20 protein-coding genes are annotated in these 23222 nt (G+C 71.1%); 6 read left to right on the top strand and 14 right to left on the bottom strand.

Annotated elements, in window-relative coordinates:
* Nucleotides 1–30 precede the first annotated feature (30 nt).
* Entirely contained in the window at nt 31–981 is a 951-nt protein-coding gene (locus OIU81_RS28090; RefSeq protein WP_329152207.1) for a heme o synthase, read from the bottom strand.
* Nucleotides 982–1446: 465 nt separating this feature from the next.
* Between OIU81_RS28090 and tkt the strand changes: the two genes are divergently transcribed.
* Genes tkt through pgl form a run of 5 tightly spaced genes read left to right on the top strand, consistent with a single transcriptional unit; the run spans nt 1447 to nt 8063 of the window.
* Nucleotides 1447–3567: a transketolase gene (gene tkt / locus OIU81_RS28085; protein ID WP_329152205.1), complete on the top strand. Its 2121-nt coding sequence runs from the start codon at nt 1447–1449 to the stop codon at nt 3565–3567.
* 34 nt (nt 3568–3601) lie between these two features.
* On the top strand, nt 3602–4720 hold the full coding sequence (gene tal / locus OIU81_RS28080; RefSeq protein ID WP_329152203.1) for a transaldolase: 1119 nt from the start codon (nt 3602–3604) through the stop codon (nt 4718–4720).
* A 6-nt stretch (nt 4721–4726) separates the two neighbouring features.
* Nucleotides 4727–6259, top strand: coding sequence for a glucose-6-phosphate dehydrogenase (zwf, locus tag OIU81_RS28075; protein ID WP_329152201.1), 1533 nt, complete (start codon nt 4727–4729; stop codon nt 6257–6259).
* Nucleotides 6256–7284: a glucose-6-phosphate dehydrogenase assembly protein OpcA gene (gene opcA, locus OIU81_RS28070; protein WP_329152199.1), complete on the top strand. Its 1029-nt coding sequence runs from the start codon at nt 6256–6258 to the stop codon at nt 7282–7284. Before zwf ends, opcA begins: the two co-directional genes overlap by 4 nt.
* Entirely contained in the window at nt 7281–8063 is a 783-nt protein-coding gene (gene pgl / locus OIU81_RS28065) for a 6-phosphogluconolactonase (protein ID WP_329152197.1), read from the top strand. Before opcA ends, pgl begins: the two co-directional genes overlap by 4 nt.
* Nucleotides 8064–8158: 95 nt before the next feature.
* Here the strand turns inward: pgl and pgi are convergent, their stop codons facing one another.
* The 12 genes from pgi to OIU81_RS28005 all read right to left on the bottom strand — a co-directional run bounded on the left by pgi (nt 8159) and on the right by OIU81_RS28005 (nt 21422).
* On the bottom strand, nt 8159–9811 hold the full coding sequence (pgi, locus tag OIU81_RS28060) for a glucose-6-phosphate isomerase (protein WP_329155412.1): 1653 nt from the start codon (nt 9809–9811) through the stop codon (nt 8159–8161).
* A gap of 297 nt (nt 9812–10108) precedes the next feature.
* Nucleotides 10109–10444: an RNA polymerase-binding protein RbpA gene (locus OIU81_RS28055; RefSeq protein WP_006606296.1), complete on the bottom strand. Its 336-nt coding sequence runs from the start codon at nt 10442–10444 to the stop codon at nt 10109–10111.
* Nucleotides 10445–10599: 155 nt separating this feature from the next.
* On the bottom strand, nt 10600–10836 hold the full coding sequence (gene secG / locus OIU81_RS28050) for a preprotein translocase subunit SecG (protein WP_189099770.1): 237 nt from the start codon (nt 10834–10836) through the stop codon (nt 10600–10602).
* 140 nt (nt 10837–10976) lie between these two features.
* Nucleotides 10977–11732 (bottom strand): triose-phosphate isomerase, encoded by a 756-nt coding sequence (gene tpiA / locus OIU81_RS28045; protein WP_329155410.1) that lies wholly within the window; start codon nt 11730–11732, stop codon nt 10977–10979.
* Between the two features lie 38 nt (nt 11733–11770).
* Complete coding sequence (locus tag OIU81_RS28040) at nt 11771–12973, bottom strand: phosphoglycerate kinase (RefSeq protein ID WP_329152190.1); 1203 nt, start codon at nt 12971–12973, stop codon at nt 11771–11773.
* Nucleotides 12974–13086: 113 nt separating this feature from the next.
* Nucleotides 13087–14091: a type I glyceraldehyde-3-phosphate dehydrogenase gene (gene gap / locus OIU81_RS28035; RefSeq protein ID WP_329152188.1), complete on the bottom strand. Its 1005-nt coding sequence runs from the start codon at nt 14089–14091 to the stop codon at nt 13087–13089.
* 247 nt (nt 14092–14338) lie between these two features.
* Nucleotides 14339–15328 carry a DNA-binding protein WhiA gene (whiA, locus tag OIU81_RS28030; protein ID WP_030988539.1) on the bottom strand — a complete coding sequence of 330 codons (990 nt, stop codon included), beginning with the start codon at nt 15326–15328 and terminating at the stop codon, nt 14339–14341.
* Entirely contained in the window at nt 15319–16383 is a 1065-nt protein-coding gene (locus OIU81_RS28025) for a gluconeogenesis factor YvcK family protein (protein WP_329152183.1), read from the bottom strand. Before OIU81_RS28025 ends, whiA begins: the two co-directional genes overlap by 10 nt.
* Nucleotides 16380–17324, bottom strand: a complete 945-nt coding sequence (rapZ, locus tag OIU81_RS28020; protein ID WP_329152182.1) for an RNase adapter RapZ — start codon at nt 17322–17324, stop codon at nt 16380–16382. The genes OIU81_RS28025 and rapZ overlap by 4 nt, the downstream gene beginning before the upstream one ends.
* Nucleotides 17321–19420: an excinuclease ABC subunit UvrC gene (uvrC, locus tag OIU81_RS28015; RefSeq protein WP_329152180.1), complete on the bottom strand. Its 2100-nt coding sequence runs from the start codon at nt 19418–19420 to the stop codon at nt 17321–17323. The genes rapZ and uvrC overlap by 4 nt, the downstream gene beginning before the upstream one ends.
* Before the next feature lie 474 nt (nt 19421–19894).
* A complete protein-coding gene (locus tag OIU81_RS28010) occupies nt 19895–20770 on the bottom strand; it encodes a hypothetical protein (protein ID WP_329152178.1) in 876 nt (291 codons plus the stop codon).
* 4 nt (nt 20771–20774) lie between these two features.
* On the bottom strand, nt 20775–21422 hold the full coding sequence (locus OIU81_RS28005) for a papain-like cysteine protease family protein (protein ID WP_329152176.1): 648 nt from the start codon (nt 21420–21422) through the stop codon (nt 20775–20777).
* Nucleotides 21423–21660: 238 nt separating this feature from the next.
* On the opposite strand from OIU81_RS28005, the gene OIU81_RS28000 reads away from it, so the two are divergent.
* Nucleotides 21661–22599 (top strand): hypothetical protein, encoded by a 939-nt coding sequence (locus OIU81_RS28000; RefSeq protein WP_329152175.1) that lies wholly within the window; start codon nt 21661–21663, stop codon nt 22597–22599.
* A 30-nt stretch (nt 22600–22629) separates the two neighbouring features.
* Here the strand turns inward: OIU81_RS28000 and OIU81_RS27995 are convergent, their stop codons facing one another.
* Nucleotides 22630–23043, bottom strand: coding sequence for a Rieske (2Fe-2S) protein (locus tag OIU81_RS27995; protein WP_329152173.1), 414 nt, complete (start codon nt 23041–23043; stop codon nt 22630–22632).
* Nucleotides 23044–23222: the final 179 nt, after the last annotated feature.

The following is a 23222-nucleotide window of genomic DNA, read 5'->3' as shown; positions in this document are numbered from 1 at the left end:
CCCTTTGTGAGGGTGATCCCCCACACCCCCCTAGCGAAGGAAGGGATCCACGGCGACGGCGACGAACAACAGCGACACATAGGTGATGGACCAGTGGAACAGCCGCATCTCCTTGAGCTTGGCGCCCGTGATCCCGGCCTTGGCGCGGGACTGCAGACCGTGCGCCTCCTTGAGCCAGAAGGCGCCGCAGACGAGGGCGACCGCGGTGTACAGCCAGCCGGTGTAGCCGAGCGGCTGCAGCAGCAGGGAGACGCCGACCATCACCCAGCTGTAGGCGACGATCTGGCGCGCGACCACCTTGTTGCCCGCGACGGCCGGCAGCATCGGCACCCCGACCCGCTCGTAGTCGTCCTTGACCTTCATCGACAGCGGCCAATAGTGCGGCGGCGTCCAGAAGAAGATGACGAGGAAGAGGATCACCGCGGCCCAGGAGAACGAGTTCGTCACCGCGGACCAGCCGATGAAGACCGGCATACAGCCCGCGATACCGCCCCAGACGATGTTCTGCGTGGTGCGCCGCTTGAGAATCATCGTGTAAACGACGACGTAGAAAAGCAGCGCCCCGAGCGACAGCATCGCCGACAGCGGGTTGACGAAGTACCAGAACCAGGCGGTGGAGCCGACCGCGAGGGCGGTCGCGAAGACCAGGCACTCGCGCGGCGAGACCATGCCGGTGACCAGCGGCCGCTGCGACGTGCGGTCCATCAGCGCGTCGATGTCGCGGTCGAGGTACATGTTGAAGGCCGCGGCGCCGCCGGCGGAGAGATAGCCGCCGATGCAGGTCGCCAGGACGAGCCACAGATCGGGCACACCCTTGGCCGCCAGGAACATCACCGGCACGGTGGTCATCAGCAGCAGCTCGATGACCCGTGGCTTGGTCAGCGCCACGAACGCCTTGAGGCGGGCCCCGAACGGCCGGTCACCGGGACTCGCGGAGACCTCAGCGAGCGCCCCCGCAGGACGGGATTCGACGGCCGTCACGCACACCCCTGGAAGTAACATCAGCGGCCTCTGCCGCAGAAGAGATAAGGCCTGCAAGCTCCTTCGGCGGTGTGGACCCGTCGGGGAAGGGCTTGCGCGTACCACGCCACTTTAGACGTTGGCCATACGGCGATCTTCGCGGGGGTGGGCTCGTGTTGGGCACCGGGCCGCGGGGCCGCCCGGGCGTCATGGCCCGCCGGTTCCCCCGCCCGTCCCCCCGGCGTTCAGGAGGCGAACCGGACCGGTGCCCGGCAGTCTGGTGTTACGGCTGCCGGCCGGGAATGCACCAGGTCCCGACGTGGTTGCCGGGAGCGACTGGCAGGGCGCCCCACACCGACCGACTGAGCGCCGGAAACTCCGACTGAGCGTCGAAAAGACGCACGCACTTGCGGGGGTAGGCTCGACACCGCCTGGCGGACATACCGTCCGCGGCATTCGACATGTGGAGAGGAGCCCTGACTCAGGGTGAGCACCAAGCCGACCACCACAGATCTCGAGTGGAACGAACTGGACCAGCGGGCGGTGGACACCGTTCGTGTCCTGGCCATGGATTCCGTGCAGAAGGTCGGTAACGGCCATCCGGGTACGGCCATGAGCCTGGCCCCGGCCGCCTATCTTCTCTTCCAGAAGCTGATGCGGCACGACCCGGCGGACGCGAACTGGACCGGCCGCGACCGGTTCGTCCTCTCCGCGGGCCACTCCAGCCTGACCCTCTACATCCAGCTCTACCTCGCCGGCTACGGCCTGGAGCTGGACGACCTGAAGGCGTTCCGCACCTGGGGCTCGAAGACCCCCGGCCACCCGGAGTACGGCCACACCACCGGCGTGGAGACCACCACCGGCCCGCTGGGCCAGGGTGTCGCCAACGCGGTCGGCATGGCGATGGCGTCGCGCTACGAGCGCGGCCTGTTCGACCCGGATGCGGCCGAGGGCACCTCCCCGTTCGACCACACCATCTTCTGCATCGCCGGTGACGGCTGCCTCCAGGAGGGCATCTCCGCCGAGGCGTCCTCCATGGCAGGCCACCAGAAGCTCGGCAACCTCGTGCTGCTGTGGGACGACAACCACATCTCCATCGAGGGTGACACCGAGACCGCGGTCTCCGAGGACACCCTCAAGCGCTACGAGGCCTACGGCTGGCACGTCCAGCGCGTCGCGCAGCTGCCCAGCGGCGACCTGGACCCGGTCGGTCTGGCCCGGGCCGTGGAGGCCGCGAAGGCCGAGACCGGGCGCCCGTCGTTCATCGCGATGCGCTCGATCATCGCCTGGCCGGCCCCCCACGCCCAGAACACCGAGGCCGCGCACGGCTCGGCGCTGGGTGACGAGGAGGTCGCGGCCACCAAGCGCGTCCTGGGCTTCGACCCCGAGAAGTCCTTCGACGTCGGCGACGAGGTGCTGGGGCACACCCGGGGCGCCCTCGACCGCGGCCGGGACGCCAAGAAGGAGTGGGAGAAGTCCTTCGCCGCCTGGCGCACCGCCAACCCGGAGCGCGCCGCGGAGTTCGACCGGATCGCCGCGGGCGAGCTGCCCGAGGGCTGGGAGGAGCACCTCCCGGCGTTCGAGACCGGCAAGTCGGTGGCCACCCGCGCCGCGTCGGGCAAGGTGCTGCACGCGCTCGGTGCGGTCATCCCCGAGCTGTGGGGCGGCTCCGCGGACCTCGCGGGCTCCAACAACACCACGATCGACAAGACCTCGTCGTTCCTGCCCGAGGGCAACCCGCTGCCGGGCGCCGACCCGTACGGCCGCACGATCCACTTCGGCATCCGTGAGCACGCCATGGCCGCGGAGATGAACGGCATCACGCTGCACGGCAACACCCGTGTCTACGGCGGCACCTTCCTGGTGTTCTCCGACTACATGCGCAACGCCGTCCGGCTGTCCGCCCTGATGCACCTTCCGGTGACGTACGTGTGGACGCACGACTCCATCGGTCTGGGCGAGGACGGCCCGACCCACCAGCCCATCGAGCACCTGGCCTCGCTGCGCGCCATCCCGGGCCTGAACGTCGTCCGCCCGGCCGACGCCAACGAGACCGCCATCGCCTGGCGCGAGATCCTCAAGCGCTGGACGAAGGAGTACGGCGTGGGGGCCCCGCACGGCCTCGCGCTGACCCGCCAGGGTGTGCCGACGTACCCGGCCAACGAGGATGCCGCCAAGGGCGGTTACGTGCTGTTCGAGGCCGAAGGCCCCGACGGCCGGGACACCGCACCGCAGGTCGTGCTGATCGGCACCGGCTCCGAGGTACAGCTCGCCGTCGGCGCGCGCGAGCAGTTGCAGGCCGAGGGCGTTCCCACCCGTGTGGTGTCGATGCCGTCGGTCGAGTGGTTCGAGCAGCAGGACCGGGCCTACCGCGACAGCGTGCTCCCCCCGGCCGTGAAGGCCCGGGTCGCCGTCGAGGCCGGCATCGGCCTGACCTGGCACCGCTACGTCGGCGACGCCGGCCGCATCGTCTCCCTGGAGCACTTCGGTGCCTCGGCCGATGCCAAGGTCCTCTTCCGCGAGTTCGGGTTCACCCCGGACGCGGTCGCGGCCGCCGCCCGGGACTCGCTCGCCGCAAGCACCGGCGTCGACGCCACCGCACGCTGACGCCCGTACACGACACGTAGGAGATGCAAAACCCATGACAGACGCACTCAAGCGCCTCTCCGATGAAGGCGTCGCGATCTGGCTGGACGACCTGTCGCGCAAGCGCATCACGTCCGGCAACCTCGCCGAGCTGATCGACCAGCAGCACGTCGTCGGTGTCACCACGAACCCGTCGATCTTCCAGAAGGCGATCTCCGCGGGCGACGGCTACCAGCAGCAGGTCACCGACCTCGCCGCCCGCAAGGTCACCGTCGAGGAAGCCATCCGCATGATCACGACGGCGGACGTCCGCAACGCCGCCGACATCCTGCGGCCGGTCTTCGACGCCACCGGCGGCCAGGACGGCCGGGTCTCGATCGAGGTCGACCCCCGCCTGGCGCACAAGACCGACGCGACCATCGCCGAGGCCAAGCAGCTGGCGTGGCTGGTGGACCGCCCGAACACGCTGATCAAGATCCCGGCCACCAAGGCCGGCCTCCCGGCGATCACCGAGGTCATCGGCCTGGGCATCAGCGTCAATGTCACGCTGATCTTCTCGCTGGAGCGCTACCGCGAGGTCATGGACGCCTACCTCGCGGGCCTGGAGAAGGCCAAGGCCGCGGGCCTGGACCTGTCCCTGATCCGTTCGGTGGCGTCGTTCTTCGTGTCCCGGGTGGACACCGAGATCGACAAGCGCCTGGAGAAGCAGGACTCGGACGAGGCCAGGGCCCTCAAGGGCAAGGCCGCGCTGGCCAACGCACGACTGGCCTACCAGGCGTACGAGGAGGTCTTCTCCTCCGCGCGCTGGGCCGCCCTCGACAAGGCCGGCGCCAACAAGCAGCGTCCGCTGTGGGCCTCGACCGGCGTCAAGGACCCGGCCTACAAGGACACGCTGTACGTGGACGAGCTGGTCGCCCCGGGCACGGTCAACACCATGCCGGAGGCCACCCTGGAGGCCACCGCGGCCCACGGCGAGATCACCGGTGACACCATCCGCGGCCGGTACGACGCGGCCAAGGCCGACCTCGATGCGCTCGCGAAGCTGGGGATCTCGTACGACGATGTCGTGCAGCTCCTGGAGGACGAGGGCGTGGAGAAGTTCGAGGCCTCCTGGATTGACCTGCTCAAGTCGACGGAGGCGGAGCTCAAGCGCCTCGCTCCCTCGGAGGGCTGATCTCCTTTGTCCGATTCAAGCGGAGCCAACCCGCTTCGTGACCCCGCAGACCGACGGCTCCCGCGTATCGCGGGGCCGTCGGGCCTGGTCATCTTCGGCGTCACGGGCGATTTGTCCCGTAAAAAGCTGATGCCCGCCGTCTACGACCTGGCCAACCGCGGCCTGCTTCCGCCCGGTTTCTCCCTCGTCGGGTTCGCCCGTCGTGAGTGGGAGCACGAGGACTTCGCGCAGGAGGTGTACGAGGCGGTCAAGCAGCACTCCCGTACGCCGTTCCGCGAGGAGGTCTGGCAGCAGCTGGTCCAGGGCTGCCGCTTCGTCCAGGGCACCTTCGACGACGACGACGCCTTCGAGACGCTCAAGGAGACGATAAGCGAGCTCGACAAGGCCCAGGGCACCGGCGGCAACTTCGCCTTCTACCTCTCGGTGCCGCCGAAGTTCTTCCCCAAGGTCGTCCAGCAGCTGAAGAAGCACGGGCTGGCCGACCAGAAGGAGGGCTCCTGGCGCCGCGCGGTCATCGAGAAGCCCTTCGGCCACAACCTCAAGAGCGCCCAGGAGCTCAACCGGATCGTCCACGACGTCTTCCCGACGAACGAGGTCTTCCGGATCGACCACTACCTGGGCAAGGAGACGGTCCAGAACATCCTGGCGCTGCGCTTCGCCAACACGATGTTCGAGCCGCTGTGGAACCGCAGCTACGTCGACCACGTCCAGATCACCATGGCCGAGGACATCGGCATCGGCGGCCGGGCCGGCTACTACGACGGCATCGGCGCCGCCCGGGACGTCATCCAGAACCACCTCCTCCAGCTGCTCGCACTGACCGCCATGGAGGAGCCGTCCTCCTTCGGGGCGGACGCGCTGGTCGCGGAGAAGACCAAGGTGCTGGGCGCGGTCAAGATCCCCAAGGATCTCGGCAAGGAGACCGTCCGGGGACAGTACGCGGCGGGCTGGCAGGGCGGCGAACAGGCCGTCGGCTACCTCGAGGAAGAGGGCATCGACCCCAAGTCGAAGACCGACACCTACGCCGCCGTCAAGCTGCAGATCGACAACCGCCGCTGGGCGGGCGTCCCCTTCTATCTGCGCACCGGCAAGCGTCTGGGCCGCCGGGTCACCGAGATCGCGGTGGTCTTCCAGCGCGCCCCGCACTCCCCCTTCGACCACACCGCCACCGAGGAGCTGGGACAGAACGCCCTGGTCATCCGGGTGCAGCCGGACGAGGGCGTGACCGTGCGGTTCGGTTCGAAGGTGCCCGGCACCTCGATGGAGGTGCGCGACGTCTCGATGGACTTCGCGTACGGCGAGTCCTTCACGGAGTCCAGCCCCGAGGCGTACGAGCGGCTGATCCTGGACGTGCTGCTGGGCGACGCGAACCTCTTCCCCCGGCTGGAGGAGGTCGAACAGTCCTGGCGGATCCTCGACCCGATCGAGGAGTACTGGGACAAGCACGGCAAGCCCGCGCAGTATCCGGCGGGCACCTGGGGCCCCACCGAGGCGGACGAAATGCTCGCACGAGACGGACGGAGCTGGCGCCGGCCATGAAGATCGATCTGACGGAAACCACAGCCAGCAAGATCAACAAGGCGCTGGTCGAGGGCCGCCGCGCCGTCGGCACCCCCGCCATCGGCATGGTGCTCACCCTCGTCATCGTCACCGACGAGGAGAACGCCTACGACGCCCTCAAGGCCGCCAACGAGGCCTCGCGCGAGCACCCCTCCCGCACCCTCGTCGTCATCAAGCGGGTCAGCCGGTCGCCGCGCGACCGCGCCAAGGCCCGCCTGGACGCCGAGGTGCGGGTCGGCACGGACGCCGGCACCGGCGAGACGGTCATACTCCGGCTCTACGGCGAGGTGATCGACCACGCCCAGTCCGTGGTGCTGCCGCTGCTGCTGCCGGATGCCCCGGTGGTGGTCTGGTGGGCGGTGAACGCCCCGCTGGATCCCGCCAAGGACCCGCTCGGCGCGCTGGCCCAGCGCCGGGTCACCGACGCCTACGCCGCCGAGCAGCCGGTGCGGGAGCTGTCCGCCCGCGCGGAGACCTACACGCCGGGCGACACGGACCTGTCCTGGACCCGGATCACGCCGTGGCGCTCGATGCTGGCGGCGGCGCTCGACCAGGCCCCGTGCACGGTCGCCTCGGCGGAGGTCGAGGGCGAGGAGTTCAACCCCAGCTGCGAGCTGCTCGCCATGTGGCTGGCCGACCGGCTGAAGATCCCGGTCAGCCGCAAGGTGTCGGCCGGCCCCGGCCTGACCGCCGTCCGCATGGAGTCCGGCATCGGCTCGATAGTGCTGGACCGCCCGGACGGCTCGCTGGCCACGCTCTGCATGCCGCACCAGCCCGACCGTGCGGTGGCGCTCAAGCGGCGGGACACCTCCGAGCTGCTCGCCGAGGAGCTGCGCCGGCTCGATCCGGACGACATCTACGCCGCCGCGCTCAAGTACGGCGTGGACCGGCTCGGCACGGGCAAGGACCCCTCGCCGGCGGACGCGGAGCCGGCGGCGGCCGGCAGCGCCGCGGCCAAGCCCGCGGGGAAGAAGGCGCCCGCGAAGAAGGCAGCCGCCAAGTGAGTGCTCCGCAGGTCGTCGTCCACCGCGACAAGGAGCTGATGGCCAAGGCGGCGGCGGCCCGGCTGATCACCAAGATCGTGGATGCCCAGGCCGCCCGGGGCTCCGCCTCCGTGGTGCTGACCGGCGGGCGCAACGGCAACGGGCTGCTCGCAGCCGTCGCCGAGGCGCCCGCACGGGACGCGGTGGACTGGTCCCGGCTCGATCTGTGGTGGGGCGACGAGCGTTTCGCACCGGACGGCGACCCGGAACGCAACCACACCCAGGCCCGGGAGGTGCTGCTGGACAGCGTCCCGCTGAACCCGGCCCGGGTGCACCCCATGCCCCCCTCGGACGGCCCGTACGGCAATGACGCCGATGCCGCCGCCGAGGCCTACGCCGTCCAACTCGCCGCCGCCGCGGGGCCCGAGGACCACGGCCCGGTGCCGTCCTTCGACGTCCTGCTGCTCGGCGTCGGCCCGGACACCCATGTCGCCTCGCTCTTCCCGGAGCTGCCCGCCGTCTACGAGCAGGAGCGGACGGTGGTCGGGGTGCACGGTGCGCCGAAGCCGCCGCCGACCCGCGTCTCGCTGACCCTGCCGGCGATCCGCGCGGCACGGGAGGTCTGGCTGCTGGCGGCGGGCGCGGACAAGGCCAACGCCGCGGCCATGGCCCTGTCCGGAGCCGGCGAGGTCCAGGCCCCGGCGGCCGGCGCCCGCGGCCGCAGCCGGACCCTGTGGCTGCTGGACGAGGCGGCGGCGGCACAGCTGCCGCGCGGGCTCTATCCGCCGGCGTCGGCCTGAACGGTCCGGCCCCGGCAGACGCCGAAGGCCCCGCACCCCCTTGGGGGTGCGGGGCCTTCGGCGTCAGGGCGGCCCGCCGTCGGGCCGCCGCGGGATCAACGCCCGCGCAGGGTGCGGTACGTGGCGACCAGACCGGCCGTCGACGCGTCCAGCCCCGGCACCTCGGCACCCTCGGTCAGCGCGGGCTCGACCCGCTTGGCCAGGACCTTGCCCAGCTCCACGCCCCACTGGTCGAAGGAGTCGATGTTCCAGACCGCGCCCTGGACGAACACCTTGTGCTCGTAGAGCGCGATCAACTGGCCCAGCACGGACGGGCTGAGCTCCTTGGCCAGGATGGTGGTGGTGGGGCGGTTGCCCGGGAAGGTCTTGTGCGGGACCAGTTCCTCGGCCACGCCCTCGGCGCGCACCTCGTCCGGCGTCTTGCCGAAGGCCAGCGCCTGGCCCTGCGCGAAGAGGTTGGCCATCAGCAGGTCGTGCTGCGGCACGAGACGGGGCTGCAGATCGGCGACCGGCTCGGCGAAGCCGAGGAGGTCGGCCGGGATCATCTTGGTGCCCTGGTGGAGCAGTTGGTAGTACGCGTGCTGGCCGTTCGTGCCGGGCGTGCCCCAGACGACGGGGCCGGTCTGCCAGTTGACGCGCTGTCCGTCACGGTCCACCGACTTGCCGTTGGACTCCATGTCCAGCTGCTGCAGATAGGCGGTGAACTTGGAGAGGTAGTGGCTGTAGGGCAGCACGGCATGGGACTGGGCGTCCCAGAAGTTGCCGTACCAGATGCCCAGCAGGCCCATCAGCAGCGGGGCGTTCTCGTGCGGCGGGGCCGAGCAGAAGTGCTCGTCGACGAGGTGGAAGCCCGCCAGCATCTCGCGGAAGCGCTCATGGCCGATCGCGACCATCAGCGACAGGCCGATGGCGGAGTCGAAGGAGTAGCGGCCGCCGACCCAGTCCCAGAACTCGAACATGTTGTCCGGGTTGATGCCGAACTCCGTCACCTTCTCGGCGTTGGTCGACAGCGCCACGAAGTGCTGGGCCACGGCCTCGTTCCCTGCGCCCAGCCCGCTCAGCAGCCAGTCGCGGGCCGACGTGGCATTGGTGATCGTCTCGATGGTGGTGAAGGTCTTCGAGGCGATGATGAACAGCGTCTCGGCCGGGTCGAGATCGCGGACCGCCTCGTGCAGATCGGCACCGTCCACATTGGAGACGAAGCGGAACTGCATGTCCCGGTGGGTGTAGGCACGCAGCGCCTCGTACGCCATCGCCGGGCCCAGGTCGGAGCCGCCGATACCGATGTTGACGACGGTCTTGATGCGCTTGCCGGTGTGGCCCTTCCAGTCGCCCGAGCGGACCCGGTCGGAGAAGGTGCCCATCTTCGTCAGAACGGCCTGCACACCGGGGACGACGTTCTCCCCGTCGCTCTTGACGACCGCCGAGCCGGGCGCGCGCAGCGCGGTGTGCAGCACGGAGCGCTGCTCGGTGATGTTGATCTTCTCGCCGCGGAACATCGCGTCCCGCAGCCCGGCCACGCCGGTCGCCGAGGCGAGTTCACCCAGCAGCCGCAGCGTCTCGTCGGTGACCAGGTGCTTGGAGTAGTCCAGGTGCAGATCGCCCACCTGGAGGGTGTAGCGCTCGGCGCGCGCCGGATCCCGCTCGAACAGCTCGCGCAGATGCACCTTCCCCAGCTGCTCGCGGTGCTTGCCCAGTGCGGTCCACTCAGGCAACTGGTCGAGCCTGCTGGCGCCTTCTGCGTTCATCTCGGACATCTGCCTTCTTCATCTCGTAGCGGCCCCGCCCGCTCCCAACCTAATTGATCAGCGCGCGGTGGGGGGACCTCCCACTCGAGCGAAGCCGAGAGTGGGGGAGGGTATCTGTCCACCGCCGGACGAGGCGCCGTCGGGAGCCTGAAGAACGGGTGTCGGCGCCACGGCGATCGCGCCGGGCAGCGCGCTGCGGCCCGCTCTCCCGCACCTCCGAGGGTGCACCTACGCGGCCGGCCCGGCCGGAGGGTGCGATGCCCTCCGGCCGGGCCGGCCGGTGTGTGTGCTGGTCCGTCAGATCTCGCCGCGGAGCTTGGCGAGCGCCTCCGCGAGGATCGCCTCACCGTCGGCGTCGCTGCGGCGCTCCCGGACATAGGCGAGGTGGGTCTTGTACGGCTCGGTGCGCGGCGGGTCCGGTGGGCTGTCCCGGTCCTTGCCTGCCGGGAAACCACAGCGCGGGCAGTCCCAGGTGTCCGGAACCTGCGCGTCGCCGGCGAAGCTGGGCTGCGTCTCGTGCCCGTTGGAGCACCAGAAGGAGATGCGGGTGCGCGGCGCGGACTCGCCGCGCTCGGCCTCCCCCATCGGCCCCGCCCCGACCCGACTTCCTCGGATCGCGTTGCCACTTGCCACGGTCGTAACTCCCTGCGTAATGGTGCTGCACAGCCTCTCGCAGCAGCTGCGCTGCGGAACGCCCCAGTCTACGTAAGGCCCAACGCGCGTCCAGTGGCTGGAGTTACCCGTCCGAGGACGCCACCCTCATGATAGGCCGCGCCTCCGACGCCTTGTCAGTTGCCGAGCTTCATCAGGATGCCGAGCACGACGATGCAGGCGAACCACAGCAGAGCGATCACGATGGTGATGCGGTCGAGGTTACGCTCGGCGACCGAGGAGCCACCGACCGAGGACTGCATACCGCCACCGAACATGTCGGACAGGCCGCCGCCCTTCCCCTTGTGCATGAGCACCAGCATCATCAGCAGCAGGCTGAAGACGATGAGGGCGATCGAGAACCCGATGACCACGGCTGGACCAACTCTCTAGGACTGACGGACGGACGTATGGATCAGTATCCGTGAAACGTATGATGCGGGGCCGGGTCGGCGCTGCTGCACCGGTCCCGGCCCCGACAGGGTACGACGAGGGCTCCCCCTCGTCATAGCCGCTACTGGTCGCGGAAGCGGACGATCTTCACGAATTCGTCCGTGTCCAGCGCCGCGCCGCCGATCAGCGCGCCGTCGACGTCGGGCTGCGCCATGATCGCGGCCACGTTGCCGGACTTGACCGAGCCGCCGTACTGGATGCGGACCTTGTCGGCCAGGTCCTGGCTGTAGAGCTCCGCGAGGCGGCCGCGGATGGCCCCGCAGACCTCCTGCGCGTCCTCGGGGGTGGCGACCTCGCCGGTGCCGATGGCCCACACCGGCTCGTAGGCGATCACGATCGTCTCGGCCTGCTCGGCCGGGACGTCCGCCAGGCCGCCGTCGACCTGGGCGAGGGTGTGCGCGACCTGGTTGCCGGCCTTGCGCACGTCCAGGCCCTCGCCGACGCACAGGATCGGGGTGAGACCGTTCTTGAAGGCGGCCTTGACCTTGGCGTTGCAGATCTCTTCGTTCTCGCCGTGGTACTGGCGGCGCTCGCTGTGGCCGACGGCCACGTACGCACACTTGAGCTTGGCCAGCATCGGGCCGGAGATCTCGCCGGTGTAGGCGCCGGAGTCGTGCGCGGAGATGTCCTGGGCGCCGTACTTGATCTTGAGCTTGTCGCCGTCGACCAGCGTCTGCACCGACCGCAGGTCGGTGAAGGGCGGCAGGACCGCGACCTCTACGGCGTCGAAGTCCTTGTCGGCGAGGGCGAAGGCGAGCTTCTGGACGTGTGCGATGGCCTCGAGGTGGTTGAGGTTCATCTTCCAGTTGCCCGCCATCAGCGGGGTACGGCCGTCGTTAAGAGCAGTCACGATGTTCAGTCCTCCAGAGCGGCGAGGCCGGGGAGCGTCTTGCCTTCGAGGTATTCGAGGCTGGCGCCGCCGCCGGTCGAGATATGGCCGAAAGCATTCTCGTCGAAGCCCAGCAGCCGGACCGCGGCGGCACTGTCACCGCCACCGACGACGGAGAAGGCGTCCGAGTCCAGCAGAGCCTGCGCGACGGCCTTGGTGCCGCCCGCGTAGTCGGGGTGCTCGAAGACACCCATCGGGCCGTTCCAGAAGACCGTGCCCGCGTCGGCGAGCTTCGCGGCGTAGAGCTCGCGGGTCTTGGGGCCGATGTCCAGGCCCTCCTTGTCGGCCGGGATGCCGTCCGCGGCGACGGTGTCGGGGTGGGCCGGAGCCTTGGTCTTCAGGTCCGGGAACTCGGCCGCCACCAGGACATCGACGGGCAGGACGAACTCCACCCCGCGCTTCTCGGCCCGCGCGAGGTACTCCAGGCAGGCCGGGACCTGGTCCTCCTGGAGCAGCGAGATGCCGACCTCGTGACCCTTGGCCTTGAGGAAGGTGTAGGCCATCCCGCCGCCGACCAGGATGCGGTCGGCCTTCTCGATCAGCTGGTCGATGACGGCGAGCTTGTCGGAGACCTTGGCGCCGCCGAGCGCGACGACGTAGGGGCGCTTGACGTCCTCGGTGAGCTTCTTCAGGACACCGACCTCGGTGGCGATCAGGTCGCCGGCGGCGTGCGGAAGGCGCTTCGGCAGGTCGTAGACGGAGGCGTGCTTGCGGTGCACGGCGCCGAAGCCGTCGCCCACGTACAGGTCGGCGAGGGCGGCGAGCTGGTCGGCGAAGGCGCCGCGCTCGGCGTCGTCCTTGCTGGTCTCGCCCGCGTTGAAGCGCAGGTTCTCCAGCACGGCGACCTGGCCGTCCGCCAGAGCGGCGGTCACGGACGCGGCGGACTCGCCGACGGTGTCCGTCGCGAACGCCACGTCCCGGCCGAGGATTTCACCCAGCCGCGTGGCCGCCGGGGCCAGCGAGAAGGCGGGTTCCGGAGCGCCCTTGGGCCGGCCCAGGTGGGAGGCGACGATCACCTTGGCGCCGCGCTCGAGGAGCTTGGCGATCGTCGGGGCGACGGCGCGGATGCGGCCGTCGTCGGTGATGGTGGTGCCGTCCAGCGGCACGTTCAGGTCGGCGCGGACAAAGACCCGCTGCCCGGCGACCTGGAGGTCGTCGATCGTCTTCATGAGGAGTGGCTCCGTTGTGCGTAGGTCGGTCGCGGGACGGGGCTCGTACGACGCGTCCTCGCGCCGTACGAGCCCCGTCCTCACATCTCGGTGCCTCGGGTGTCAACCAGAGATCAGAGCTGGCCGCCGACGAAGGTGGTCAGGTCCACCAGGCGGTTGGAGTAGCCCCACTCGTTGTCATACCAGCCGACGACCTTGACCTGCTTGCCCTGGGACATCGTCAGCTTCGAGTCGAAGGTGCAGGAGGCCGGGAAGTTCACGATGTCCGAGGAGACGATCGGGTCCTCGGTGTACTCGAGAATGCCCTTGAGCTGGCCCTCGGCGGCCTTCTGGAAGGCGGTGTTGATCTCGTCCCTGGTGACCTCGCGGTCCAGCTCCAGCACCAGGTCGGTGACCGAGCCGGTGGGCACGGGCACGCGCATGGCGATGCCGTCCAGCTTGCCCTTGAGCTGCGGGAGGACCAGGGCGGTGGCCTTGGCGGCACCGGTCGAGGTCGGGATGATGTTCTCCGCGGCGGCGCGGGCGCGGCGCAGGTCGCTGTGCGGGAAGTCCAGGATCCGCTGGTCGTTGGTGTACGCGTGGACCGTGGTCATCAGGCCCTTGACGATGCCGAAGTTCTCGTCGAGCACCTTCGCCATCGGCGCCACACAGTTGGTGGTGCAGGAGGCGTTGGAGATGACGTGGTGCTGGGCCGCGTCGTACTTGTCCTGGTTGACGCCCATCACGATCGTGATGTCCTCGTCCTTGGCGGGCGCGGAGATCAGGACCTTCTTGGCGCCGGCCTGGAGGTGCTTGGCGGCGTCGGCCTTCTTGGTGAAGATGCCGGTCGACTCGATGACGATGTCGGCGCCGAGCTCCGCCCAGGGGAGGTTCGCCGGGTCACGCTCGGCCATCGTCTTGAAGGTCTGGTTGCCGACGGTGATGGTGTCGTCGGTGTGGCTGACGTTCTGCTTGAGGCGACCCAGAATGGTGTCGTACTTCAGCAGGTGCACCAGAGTGGCGTTGTCGGTCAGGTCGTTGACACCGACGATCTCGATGTCCGCACCCTGCTCCAGGAGCGCGCGGAAGTAGTTGCGACCAATGCGGCCGAATCCGTTGATGCCTACGCGGATCGTCACGAACCGATCTCCTCGTTAGGTACGCCGATGAGTCACCGGCGAGCTGTATGGGCTGTCCCCGACCGACTCCGACCCTACCCCCAATAAGAGACGTACGTGACATTGACAAACGGGCCTCCGATACCTCAAACGAGCACCCCCGGACGTGCCCTTCGGCGCCTGTTTGCGCCTCCCCCGACCAGCATCGATCCGGGAGTGGCACCAGGGGCGCGAAGAGACGCCGGGGGCGTGCCGGGCAGGGGGCCGGTCAGCCCACCATGCCCTCGGCGAGCTCCTCGGTGAGGGTGGATTCCGTGCCGGGAATGCCGAGGTCCTGGGCCCGCTTGTCGGCCATCGCCAGCAGCCGGCGGATCCGGCCCGCGACGGCGTCCTTGGTCAGCGGCGGATCGGCGAGCGCACCCAGCTCCTCCAGGGAGGCCTGCTTGTGCTCCATGCGCAGCCGGCCGGCCGCGGCGAGATGCTCGGGGACCTCCTCGCCGAGGATCTCCAGGGCCCGCTGGACCCGGGCGCCCGCGGCGACCGCGGCGCGCGCCGAGCGGCGGAGGTTGGCGTCGTCGAAGTTGGCCAGCCGGTTGGCGGTGGCGCGCACCTCGCGGCGCATCCGCCGCTCCTCCCACGCGAGCACCGACTCATGGGCGCCGAGCCGCGTCAGCAGGGCGCCGATGGCGTCACCGTCACGGACGACGACGCGGTCCACGCCGCGGACCTCGCGGGCCTTGGCGCCGATGCCGAGCCGGCGGGCGGCCCCGACCAGCGCGAGCGCCGCCTCGGGCCCGGGGCAGGTGACCTCCAGCGACGAGGAACGGCCGGGCTCGGTCAGCGAGCCGTGGGCCAGGAAGGCCCCGCGCCAGGCCGCCTCGGCGTCGCAGGTCGCGCCGGAGACCACCTGTGGGGGCAGTCCGCGGATCGGGCGGCCGCGGCCGTCCACCAGGCCGGTCTGCCGTGCCAGCTGGTCGCCGCCGGCCACGACCCGTACGACGTAGCGGCTGCCGCGCCGCAGCCCGCCGGGGGCCATCACCACCAGGTCGGAGCTGTGCCCGAAGATCTCCAGGATGTCCTTGCGCAGGCGCCGGGCGGCAATGCCGGTGTCCAGCTCCGCCTCGATCACGATGCGTCCGCTGACCAGGTGCAGACCGCCCGCGAACCGCAGGATCGACGAGACCTCCGACTTCCGGCAGCAGGTCCGGGTGACGGGGAGCCGGGAGATTTCATCCTTCACCGCTGCCGTCATCGCCATGGGCCGATCCTTCCATGCATCCGAAAAATACGGTCGTACGCGGCTGCCAGCAGCTCCGGGTCGTGCCGGTCGGGGGCTCCCCCGGCGCTCGACCGGGCGTCGTCTCCTCGTGCGGCGACCGCCGCCAGCTCGACCTCGCTGCCGACCAGCTGTTTTGCGGCAGCGGTCAGGCCTTCGGCGTCGGGCACGGCGGCCTTGTCGGCCAGCACCACGTCGAAGGCGAGTTTAGGGGCGTGTCGGGCCAAAACCTCCAAATGACGCTGCGGGGAGAAGCCATCGGTTTCGCCCGGCTGGGGCGCAAGGTTGAGCGAAAGGACCTTTCGGGCCTTGGTCTCCTCCAGCGCTTCGCGCAACTCCGGCACCAGCAGATGCGGGATCACCGAGGAGAACCAGGACCCGGGTCCGAGCACCACCCAGTCGGCGTCCCGCACCGCGGCGACCGCCTCGGGGACGGCCGGCGGCTCCTCGGGGACCACATGGACGGACTGCACCTCGCCGCAGGTCAGCGCGACGGTGGCCTGCCCGCGGACCGTGGTGATCTCGTCCGGGCGGGCCGGGTCGTGCCCCTTGACCTGAGCCTGCAGCTCCAGGGGGACCGCCGACATCGGCAGCACCCTGCCGTGCGCGCCGAGCAGCTTGCCGACCAGGTCGAGCGCTTGGACGTGATCGCCGAGCTGCTCCCACAGCGCGACGATCAGCAGATTGCCGACCGCGTGGTCGTGCAGCTCCCCTTCGCTCTGGAAGCGGTGCTGGATCACCCGGGACCAGGTCTGGCCCCAGTCGTCGTCGCCGCAGAGGGCGGCCAGCGCCTTGCGCAGATCGCCGGGCGGCAGGACGCCCAGCTCCTCGCGCAGCCGGCCGCTGGAGCCGCCGTCGTCGGCAACCGTGACCACGGCGGTCAGATCACCGGTGATCCGGCGCAGCGCGGTCAGCGAGGCGGACAGGCCCATGCCGCCGCCGAGCGCGACCACCTTGGGGGTGGCGCCCTTCGCCGTCCGCCCGCTGGGCACGAAGCGCCGGACCCGGCGCAGCCGTGGAGTGGTACGCCCGCTCACTCGCGCCCCATGTCCCGGTGGACGATGACGGTTTCCACCCCTTCGGAGACCAGACGGCGGCCGAGCTTCTCGGACATCGCGACGCTGCGGTGCTTGCCGCCCGTGCAGCCCACGGCGATGGTCACATAGCGCTTGCCCTCGCGGCGGTAGCCCTCCGCGACGATCCGCAGCAGCTCGGCGTAGCCGTCGAGGAACTCCTTGGAGCCGGGCTGGCTGAAGACGTAACTGGAGACCTCGTCGTTGAGGCCCGTGAAGGGGCGCAGCTCGGGGACCCAGTGCGGGTTGGGGATGAAGCGGCAGTCGATGACCATGTCGGCGTCGACCGGCAGGCCGTACTTGAAGCCGAAGGACATGACCGTGGCGCGCAGCTCGGGGACCTCTTCGCCGGCGAACTGGGCGTCCATCTTGGCGCGGAGTTCGTGGACGTTGAGGCTGGAGGTGTCGATGACCAGGTCGGCGTCGCCGCGCAGCTCACGCAGCAGATCGCGCTCGGCGGCGATGCCGTCGACGATCCGGCCGTCGCCCTGGAGGGGGTGCGGGCGGCGCACCGACTCGAAGCGGCGCACCAGGGCCTCGTCGGAGGACTCCAGGAAGACGATGCGGCGCTTGACGCTCTGCGCGTCGAGGGTGGCCAGCGATTCCTTGAGGTTGGCGAAGAACCGGCGGCCGCGGACGTCGACGACGACCGCGATCCGGGCGACGTTGCCCTGCGAGCGGGCGCCCAGCTCGACCATCGGCGCGATCAGCTCGGGCGGGATGTTGTCGACGACGAACCAGCCGAGGTCCTCCAGGCACTTGGCGGCCGTACTGCGGCCGGCGCCGGACATCCCGGAGATGATCACCAACTCGGGGATCGCGGCGCTCTCGCCCTGGTCGGTCGTGCCCGTGTTCACCTGTGCACCATCTCTCTCGGGTTCCTGCGCTTCGTGCGGTGTGCTCATCGTTCCTGCCCCCGTTCTGCCGACAACGCGGCCGGTGGGGCCCCGTCATCCTCAATGATCTCTCCTGTGGCGGTGTTCACCGCGGGGGCGGACGGTGCCGCCCCGGCCAGCGCCGCGGCGACCGTCTCGGCGGTCTTGCGGCCGACGCCCGGGACCTCGCAGATCTCGTCGACCGTCGCGGCCCGCAGCTTCTTCAGCGAGCCGAAGTGCTTGAGCAGCGCCTGACGGCGGGTGTCGCCCAGCCCGGACACGGCGTCCAGGGGCGAGGCCTTCAGCCGCTTGCCCCGCTTGGTGCGCTGGTACTGCAGGGCGAAGCGGTGCGCCTCGTCACGGACGCGCTGGAGGAGGTAGAGGCCCTCGCTGCTGCGCGGCAGCACGACCGGGTCGTCGTCCCCGGGCAGCCAGACCTCTTCGAGGCGCTTGGCCAGGCCGCAGACGGCGACGTCGTCGATGCCGAGCTCGTCCAGGGCCCGGCGGGCGGCCGCGACCTGCGGGACGCCGCCGTCGACGACCACGAGCTGGGGCGGGTAGGCGAACCGCTTGGGGCGGCCGTCCTCGTCGACCGGACGGCCGGCGCCGCCCGGCTCCAGGGGGCCGTCGGCCTCGACGGGGGCCTCGGCCTCCACGGGGGCGTCACCGGCCGGCTCCTCCGTCCACTCGCCGGAGCGCTGCTTCTCCTGGAGATAGCGCCGGAAGCGGCGGGCGATGACCTCGTGCATGGACCGGACGTCGTCCTGGCCCTGGCCGTGCCAGATCTGCTCGTCGCCGACGCGGCCCTTGATCTGGAAGCGGCGGTATTCGCTCTTGCGGGCGAGGCCGTCCTCGAACACCACCATCGAGGCGACGACGTCATCGCCCTGGAGGTGGGAGATGTCGAAGCACTCGATGCGCAGCGGCACGGAATCCAGGTCGAGCGCCTCGGCGATCTCCTCCAGCGCGCGGGAGCGGGTGGTCAGATCGGAGGCGCGCTTGGTCTTGTGCAGCGCCAGTGCCTGCTGGGCGTTGCGGCCGACCGTGGCCATCAGGTCCTTCTTGTCGCCGCGCTGCGGGATCCGCAGCGAGACCTGGGAGCCGCGGCGGTCGGAGAGCCACTGCGCGACCGGCTCGACGGGCTCGGGCAGCGCCGGGACCAGGACCTCCTTGGGGACGGCGTCGCCGCGCTCCTCGCCGTACAGCTGCTGGAGGGCGTGCTCGACGAGGTCGCCGGTGGTGACGGCCTCGACCTTGTCGGTGACCCAGCCGCGCTGGCCGCGGACCCGGCCGCCGCGGACGTGGAAGATCTGGACGGCGGCTTCGAGTTCGTCCTCGGAGACGGCGATCAGGTCGGCGTCGGTGGCGTCGGCCAGGACCACGGCGCTCTTCTCCATGGCCCGCTTGAGCGCCCCTATGTCGTCCCGCAGCCGGGCGGCGCGCTCGTACTCCATCTCCTCGGCGGCCTCCTGCATCCCCCGCTCCAGGCGGCGGAGGTAGGCGCCGGTGCGGCCGGCCATGAAGTCGCAGAATTCCTCGGCGAGTTCGCGGTGCTCCTCGGCGGAGACCCGCCCGACGCAGGGGGCCGAGCACTTGCCGATGTAGCCCAGCAGGCAGGGGCGGCCGATCTGGGCGGAGCGCTTGAAGACGCCGGCGGAGCAGGTGCGCACCGGGAAGACCCGCAGCATCAGGTCGACGGTCTCGCGGATGGCCCAGGCGTGGCCGTAGGGGCCGAAGTAGCGCACGCCCTTCTTCTTGGCGCCGCGCATCACCTGGACGCGGGGGAACTCCTCGTTGAGGGTCACCGCCAGATACGGATAGCTCTTGTCGTCGCGGTACTTGACGTTGAAGCGGGGGTCGAACTCCTTGATCCAGGTGTATTCGAGCTGGAGCGCCTCGACCTCGGTGGACACGACGGTCCATTCCACGGAGGCGGCGGTGGTGACCATCGTGCGCGTCCGCGGATGGAGGCCGGCCAGGTCCTGGAAGTAGCTGGCCAGGCGCTGGCGCAGGCTCTTGGCCTTGCCGACGTAGATGACCCGGCCGTGCTCGTCGCGGAACTTGTAGACCCCCGGCGAGTCGGGGATCTGTCCCGGCTTGGGTCGATAGCTGCTGGGGTCTGCCATGCACACCACCCTACTGACCGCCACCGACATTCACGGTGCCCCGGCCACTCCGCGGCGGCCCCGCCCGGCGCCGGTCCGGCGGCCCCTCGGCGCCACACCGCCGCGTCCGGGCCCCAGCGGGCCGCCCCGGCGCCGGAGGGCCCGCGGAGGGCCCGCGGAGCGGAGGCGGGCACGGGAGGTGGTGGGCGGCGGGTGGAGCGGGCGGGGTTTGCGGGCGACGGGTGGCGAGCGGGCGGCGCACGGTCCGGTCGCGGCGTGCGCCGATCCGCACCCCGTCCCGGGGCGGGGGCCCGCGACGCGGCGGACCGGCCCCGGGGGCGGGACCTCCCGGCGGACCGGCGCCGTCCCGCCCGGCTCCCTGCCGCCAGGGGCAGGCCAGGGGCGGGCCAGGGGCATGACGGCCCGTCAATGCCCCTACGGGCGCACCCGTCCCCCCGCCACCACCCTCCGTCCGGCAGCGGGGAGACGGCCTGCTCAGTGGCTGTAGCGCCGGCGCAGTGCCACGGCGGCGGACAGCCCCAGGGCGAGCAGCGCGGCGACGGCCGCCACGGTGGAGGCCGCGGCCACCGGGAAGGAGTCGCCCGCCAGCGTCGCGGCCTCGAGGGGCGCCTTGCGGTGACGCCGCCCGGCGGCATGCTGCCCGTAGCCGCCGGCCTCACCGCGCTTGTCGTACGCGGAGCCCGGGAGCTTGTCGCCGTAGGCCTTCGCCACCCGCGTGCGGTAGGCGGCGACGGTGGTGCCGTGCGGGCCGACGGCCGTGCGGGCGTCGGCGTCCAGCGGCTCGATCCGGTCGCCGTGCTGGACGTACCAGGCGTCGATCTGGGGCTCCCGGAAGACCGTGCCGCCCTGGGCCCGCGCGGCCCCCGCCGCGGCGTAGCGGGTCTCGTCGTCTCCGCCGGCGATGTTGACGACCTTCCAGGCGCCGCCCCGCGAGGCGGTCCACACCGAGGCGGTGCGGCCGTCTGCGGCCACCGCCTTGGTGGCGAGGAACTCCAGCCGGGCGACCGGGGCCGCGGACCGGCCGCGGACGAAGTCCGGTGACAGGCCGTACACGGGGACGGTGCCGCCCTCGAGGCGTGCGGCGGCCGGTGCGGCCGGTGCAGCCGGTGAGGCCGCAGCCGTCCCGGCGCCGCGCTGCCGCTCGGCGGCGAAGAACCGGGCGAGCGTGTCCAGGGTGGCGGGCGCGCCAGCCGCCGCGCGGGCGGCGGTGAGACTCGCCCGGGCCGGGGCCTGGGGCGCGGGGGCGGGTGCGGCCAGTGCGGTGTGCGGGGCGAGGCCGATGAGGGCGGTCGCGACCGTCCCGGTGGCGACGGCGCGGCAGGCGGTGCGGACGGCGGTGCGCTTCGTCATGGCCTCAGGCTCCTATCCGGTAGAGGGAGTGTGTCCAGGAGAAGGAGCTGCCGTTCACGTAGTAGTCGAAATCGCCCCAGTTATAGCGATTATTGGTCGCCCAGGAATCACCCCAGTAGACCCAGTTGCGTTCCGTGTCATATCCGTAGATCACATGCATGTGGCCACCGCCGGAGGACCACTGGATGCGGGTCTCCATCGGACGGCCGGCGTCGATCTCGCTCCGCACGGTGTCGTAGCCGAGCCAACTGCTCACGTAGGAACCGGAGTTGATGCCCATCCAGCCGAAGGCGTCCTGCACGTTGGCCAGGGTGGCCTGGTCGTTGGGGCAGGGGGTGCCCTGGGGGCGGCGGAAGGCGGCGTTGCAGAACTGGTTCTGGCTGTAGTTCCTGCCGTACCAGGCCGCGATGGTGTCGCCGGAGCCCGCCCAGCACCAGTTGCTGTTCTCCTGGGCCTGCATGGCGATGCCGAGGCGGTTGGCGGCGCTCGGGGCGGCGGCCGTTCCGCCGGCGGTACGGGTGTGCGCCGGGGGCGCGAGGGGCGCGGCGGAGGCCGGGGCCGTCGCCGTGAGCGTGGTCAGTGCGGCGGCGGTGAGCGCCGCGGCCGACAGTCGTCTGCGGCGGGAGTGGCGTGCGTGGGGTGCACGGGTCATGGCGTTCCTCCCGAAGAGGGGGTGAGGGGAGAGAGGAGCGCATCCGGATGCTGCTGAGGAGCATCGGGTGTTGTCGCAGGCAGGTCAACACGCTTCAATGCGGGGTGACATGGGGGTGTGGACGGACGGGCCCGGATGTGAACGGCCGATGCCCGGCTTGCTGCGGTGACCAGGCGGTACGGCGCGCGGCGGGCGATCCGGATGTGAACGTTCACCGGCGCGCCGGAGGATTGAGGCAATGGCACAGGACACCCCCCGGTCGGCCGAGCTGGCCCAGCTGCTGCGCACCGGCCCGTTCCATCTCGCGCTGCGCTCCGCGCTCACCGAGCGTGGCCTCGCCCTCACCCGCGTCCAGCACAAGCTCGCACAGCGCGGCATCACCATCGGGGTGACCAGCCTCAGTTACTGGCAGCAGGGCGCCCGGCGCCCGCAGCGTCCCGAGTCGCTGCGGGCGGTGCGTGCCCTGGAGGAGGTCCTGGAGCTGCCCGCGCGCTCGCTGCACCGACTGCTGGTGCCGAAGGACGGCGTGCGCCCGGAGGCCGAGCGGCCGGCCGCGCGCACCTACCGCTCCCTGGTGGCGCCCGCGGCGGCGCTGCGGCAGCTGTACGCGGAGCTGGAGGCCCCCCTGGACGGCGGGCTGCACACCGTGGGGCATCACGAGCGGGTCCGCATCGGGCCCGGGCGCGGGCTCCTGGAGCGGGAGTCACTCCAGGTGGTGCGCGCCCACCGGGACGGCGTGGACCGCTGTGTCGCCCTCCACCGCGGCGAGTCCGGCTGCGACCCCTCCCGCGTCCGGGTGCGGGCCGCGGAGAACTGCCGGCTGGGCCGGGTGCGCGGCAGCGCGGAGGCCGGGGTGGTGGTCGCCGAGCTGCTCTTCGACACCCGGCTGCGGGCCGGTGACACCCATGTCTTCGGCTACGCCTTCGAGGACGGCAGCGGCGGCCCGAGCGCCGAGTATCTGCGCGGGTTCAGTTTCACCGGCGGCCAGTACGTGCTCCAGGTCCGGTTCGACCCGGCGGCGCTGCCGGTGCGCTGCCGCCGCTTCGCCCAGACCTCGGCGGGCGCCCCGCGCAGCGGTCAGCAGGAGCTGACGCTCAGCGGACGGCACCACGCCGTGCACCTCGTGGAGCAGGGGGTACGCCCCGGAATACTGGGCATCGCCTGGGACTGGGGGTGAGTCCCCGCGGCCGGAACGGCGGACCGGCGCTCAGCCCGCGATCAGCTTGCCGTCCTTGGTCTTGACCGGCACCTCGGGCAGCGGGTCGGCCGCCGGCCCCTGGAGGACCTTGCCGGTGGTGACGTCGAAGCGGCTGCCGTGGCAGGGGCAGCTGCCCTCCTTCTTGTCGACCTCCGACAGGATGCAGCCGGCGTGGGTGCACTTGGCGCTGAAGCACTTGTAGGTGCCCTTGGCGGGCTGTGACACCACGAGGCGGTCCTCGCGGTAGAGCTTGGCGCCGCCGACCGGCACCTCGGCCGCCGACCCGAGCTCCACCGGCCGGTCGGGCACCGCTGCGGCGTTCGCGCCCGAGTCCCCCGGCGAGCAGGCGGCCAGCCCGAAGCCGGCGGCGCCGGCGAGCGCGGCCCCCCGCAGCACGGTGCGGCGGGCGGGTGGCTGGCTCATGGCTGCTCCAGAGGGGACGGCGTCAGTGGCTGGCGGCTGACGACGATACCGGCACAGACCGCTCCGCTTCCGGCCGGGCCGGGCATTGCACGGCAGGGCGCCCCGGGCAGGCCGCAGGGGACGCCGCCGGGGGCAACCGCAGCAGAGCCACCCTGCACGTAAGCGCTTACGTAAGCGTT

The sequence above is a fragment of the Streptomyces sp. NBC_01454 genome (assembly GCF_036227565.1).
Taxonomy (GTDB): Bacteria; Actinomycetota; Actinomycetes; order Streptomycetales; family Streptomycetaceae; genus Streptomyces.
This window is presented reverse-complemented; position numbering and strand designations above follow the sequence as displayed.

Excerpts from the sequence above, each read along its gene's own strand:
- OIU81_RS27995 (WP_329152173.1), bottom strand. The coding sequence starts at position 23,043 with ATGAGCCAGCCACCCGCCCGCCGCACCGTGCTGCGGGGGGCCGCGCTC.
- rapZ (WP_329152182.1), bottom strand. The coding sequence starts at position 17,324 with ATGAGCACACCGCACGAAGCGCAGGAACCCGAGAGAGATGGTGCACAG.
- whiA (WP_030988539.1), bottom strand. The coding sequence starts at position 15,328 with ATGGCGATGACGGCAGCGGTGAAGGATGAAATCTCCCGGCTCCCCGTC.
- opcA (WP_329152199.1), top strand. The coding sequence starts at position 6,256 with ATGAAGATCGATCTGACGGAAACCACAGCCAGCAAGATCAACAAGGCG.
- OIU81_RS28040 (WP_329152190.1), bottom strand. The coding sequence starts at position 12,973 with ATGAAGACGATCGACGACCTCCAGGTCGCCGGGCAGCGGGTCTTTGTC.
- uvrC (WP_329152180.1), bottom strand. The coding sequence starts at position 19,420 with ATGGCAGACCCCAGCAGCTATCGACCCAAGCCGGGACAGATCCCCGAC.
- tal (WP_329152203.1), top strand. The coding sequence starts at position 3,602 with ATGACAGACGCACTCAAGCGCCTCTCCGATGAAGGCGTCGCGATCTGG.
- pgi (WP_329155412.1), bottom strand. The coding sequence starts at position 9,811 with ATGAACGCAGAAGGCGCCAGCAGGCTCGACCAGTTGCCTGAGTGGACC.
- OIU81_RS28010 (WP_329152178.1), bottom strand. The coding sequence starts at position 20,770 with ATGACGAAGCGCACCGCCGTCCGCACCGCCTGCCGCGCCGTCGCCACC.
- OIU81_RS28000 (WP_329152175.1), top strand. The coding sequence starts at position 21,661 with ATGGCACAGGACACCCCCCGGTCGGCCGAGCTGGCCCAGCTGCTGCGC.
- tpiA (WP_329155410.1), bottom strand. The coding sequence starts at position 11,732 with ATGGCGGGCAACTGGAAGATGAACCTCAACCACCTCGAGGCCATCGCA.
- OIU81_RS28005 (WP_329152176.1), bottom strand. The coding sequence starts at position 21,422 with ATGACCCGTGCACCCCACGCACGCCACTCCCGCCGCAGACGACTGTCG.